We start from the raw sequence: 2,977 nt of genomic DNA, 5'->3' as shown, positions 1-2,977 counted from the left end.
ACTTAGACGAACTGTTCGGAGAGGACAAAATGCCGCTGTGCAAAGAGTCGGTAAGACTCATAGAGCAAAATATATAGGTTGAAAATAAGTTAAAAAGGCAGAAAGCGAATTACAAGGTGATTTGGTAAGTTATGAGTCGTTTGGATATATATTATCGAGCGTTTAAGGAGTACCGGCGCGAAACGGTAGACGAAGCGGTTTGCGAAAAAGACCGCAAGGCTCTCGCGTTGTCTAACTTAGACCGCGACGTGCTCGAAGCCACCAAATACCTGTGCAGTATTCGCGAGGACTGGATTGTAGCCATAGAAGAGGGGCTCGAATACGTTGAAAAGGCGGTTGCCGAGGAGCGGCAGTTCATACGCACCAACGGCGAGGTCGTGCCCATAGAGAAAGTTAAAAAGATATCCAAAGACTCGGTGGAGCACCTTGCCAAACACAGCGACTTAATTACCCACATACCCGAAGACGGAAGCAACGATATCATTCCCGACAAGCTCTACATGGTGGAAAAGCTCAGCGACTACGCGGTATACGAAAACAGGTTTTTGTATATGCTGCTTTGCTATCTCAACGATTTCATAAATTTCAGACTCGAAAAGATAGAGGCTTTGCGCCACTCGTACGACGGCAACATGCGCATATTCAAAGAGGTGGAAACCAAAAAGCGCATGCTCACTATAAAGGCAACCGTAACGGAGAGCCGCACGGATAACCCTTATCCCGTAGTGGACGAGAAATCGACGGGGCTGATTCAGCGCATAAAAGACTGCCAGAGCATAGTGAACGCTCTTTTGAACACCGACCTTATGGTGCAGGTTGCCAAAACTCCCATGATAAAGCCGCCCATAACAAAGACCAACGTGCTCAAAATGAACAACAATTTCAAGCGTGCGCTCGCGCTTTACGACTACGTTGCCACTTATAAAGACGACGGCTATACCTACGAGGAGGTGCACAGCGATTTCACGCCGTTTGCGGAAAACGTAGCCGACGAACTCGCCGAAGCGGCAAACCTCGTTGCGTTTATAGCTTACAAGTTCGGCAACGGAATAGACGAACTGCTCGACGGAGCGTATGAGATAGAAAATCAGCGGCGCAAAGAACTCGAGGAGCAGAAACTTTTAGATAAGATAAAAAAACTTCGCAAGCGAGCTCTCGAGTCGGGCAAAACCATGGAAGAATACATGGTGCTTCTCGAAGAACGCAACCGCTCGCTCGAACGCGACAGCGAGGAGTTGCAGGTAATACGCCAAGAGGTGGAAACGCTCAACCGCAAAATAGACGTGTTCAACATGGAGCGAATAGAACTCAATCGCCGCATGACCGAACTCCAGGGCGTAATCGAGGAGAAAGAGCAAGAAATAGTGATGCTCAACCAAAAGTATCTCGAAGATATGGCGGCGGCGAAAGCCGAGCACGAGCTTGCGGTGCAAAATCTAAACGCCGAGCACTTTGGCGAAATACAGTCTATAACAGAAAGTCACCGCGAAGACCTCGCAAACGCGCAAGCCGAATACGAGGAGCGCACCCGCGCTCTCACCGAAGCGCACGAGGCGCGAGAGAGCGAACTCGGCGGGCAGATGAGAGAGCTTACCGAGCGATGGAACGCTGTGAAAGACGACCTATCGCGGCGCGACGAAGCTCTTGCGGCGCGTGAAGCGGTGTTCGACGACGAAAAGCAAAAGGTTGTGGACGAGTGCGAGCGCAAAATGCGCGGCTTGGAAAAGAGTTGCGAGGGCGAGCTCGCCGCGCGGCAAAAGGCGTGCGACGACGAGGTGGAGCAGTGGCGCAAAGAAAATTCGTTCATACGCGCCGAGCTTGACGGCATGCGCATAGCGCAAGGACTGATGACCCCGAGCACCGACTATTCTTCGCGCGAACGGTTCGTGGAACTCGAACGCGAGTTCGAAGCGTTTCAGCGGTTTTTCAAAGGTCAGTGGAAGATAACCAAAAAGGAAATCAAGCGCGAGGTGTACGCGGAGTCGCGAGCAAAAACAAAGCAAGAAGATAATTCGGACTCCGCGAATACCGAGTTATAAGGACAGAGCATGAAAAAGAACAGGCAACCGAGAAGCATATTGAAGCTCACAGTCACGCTCCTTTGCGTGGCGGGCTTTTTCGCGTTGCTTGTTTCGGCGTTTTTGGTGCAGTGGAAGAAATACGAGGGGCGTAATTTCGAGTTGTTGCGCGGCAGTATGAAATACGTTTTTATAGCGGGCGTGTTCCTGTTGCTCTCGCTCTTGTTTACGCTCTCGGTTATTACGAGCACCCGCGGCACTGCGAGCAAACTCATTACTCCCGCGTTCTTCGGCGTGGACTTTAAGAAAGACGAAGAGGAAAAGAAACCGCTCAAAAGCGTTGAAGCCTCGGACAGACTCGAGGAAGCTCTCTCAATCGCCAAGTCAAAATCGGACACCGTGTATATAGACAAAGAGGGCAGACCGATTACCGCGGAGGACCGCGATTATTCGTCGGCGGCAAAGTCGGTTGCCGCTCAAAGAAAAACCGACCCGTCCGCCGAAGAAGAAAACGAGGGCGGCTCGCGGTTTTACATGCTCACGGAAATAGACAAAGAATATGAGTTATACGTGCGCCCCGAGTACGACGACGGCATAGGACTAAGAGAGCTTTGCGAGGTGTTCCGCAATTTTGCGGCGGGCAAACTCAAACTGTATTACGATATAGAAGATATCCGCCGCTTTATAGGCGCGCTCGCGGTAACAAAGCTAATCATACTGCAAGGCATGTCGGGCACGGGTAAAACTTCGCTTGCGTATGCTTTCGGCGAATTCCTAAACAACAAAACGGTGGTAGTGCCCATTCAGCCCATGTGGAAAGAGCGCACCGACCTCGTGGGATATTACAACGAGTTCACGCGCAGATTTAACGAAACCACGCTTTTGTATAAAATGTACGAAGCGAACTGCAACGAAGAAATCTACGTGACGGTGCTCGACGAAATGAACATAGCTCGAGT

The 2,977-nt window shown here is 50.7% G+C and carries 2 protein-coding genes; both read left to right on the top strand.

What is annotated here, in order from left to right:
- Positions 1-131: 131 nt before the first annotated feature.
- Positions 132-2,039: a hypothetical protein gene (locus tag NFR55_RS10335; protein ID WP_251548807.1), complete on the top strand. Its 1,908-nt coding sequence runs from the start codon at positions 132-134 to the stop codon at positions 2,037-2,039.
- Positions 2,040-2,048: 9 nt separating this feature from the next.
- On the top strand, positions 2,049-2,977 hold a 929-nt coding region (locus NFR55_RS10330; protein ID WP_251548806.1), incomplete at its 3' end, for an AAA family ATPase.

It is taken from the genome of Pumilibacter intestinalis, assembly GCF_943193005.1.
Lineage (GTDB): Bacteria > Bacillota > Clostridia > Christensenellales > Pumilibacteraceae > Pumilibacter > Pumilibacter intestinalis.
This window is presented reverse-complemented; position numbering and strand designations above follow the sequence as displayed.

Excerpts from the sequence above, each read along its gene's own strand:
- NFR55_RS10335 (WP_251548807.1), top strand. The coding sequence starts at position 132 with ATGAGTCGTTTGGATATATATTATCGAGCGTTTAAGGAGTACCGGCGC.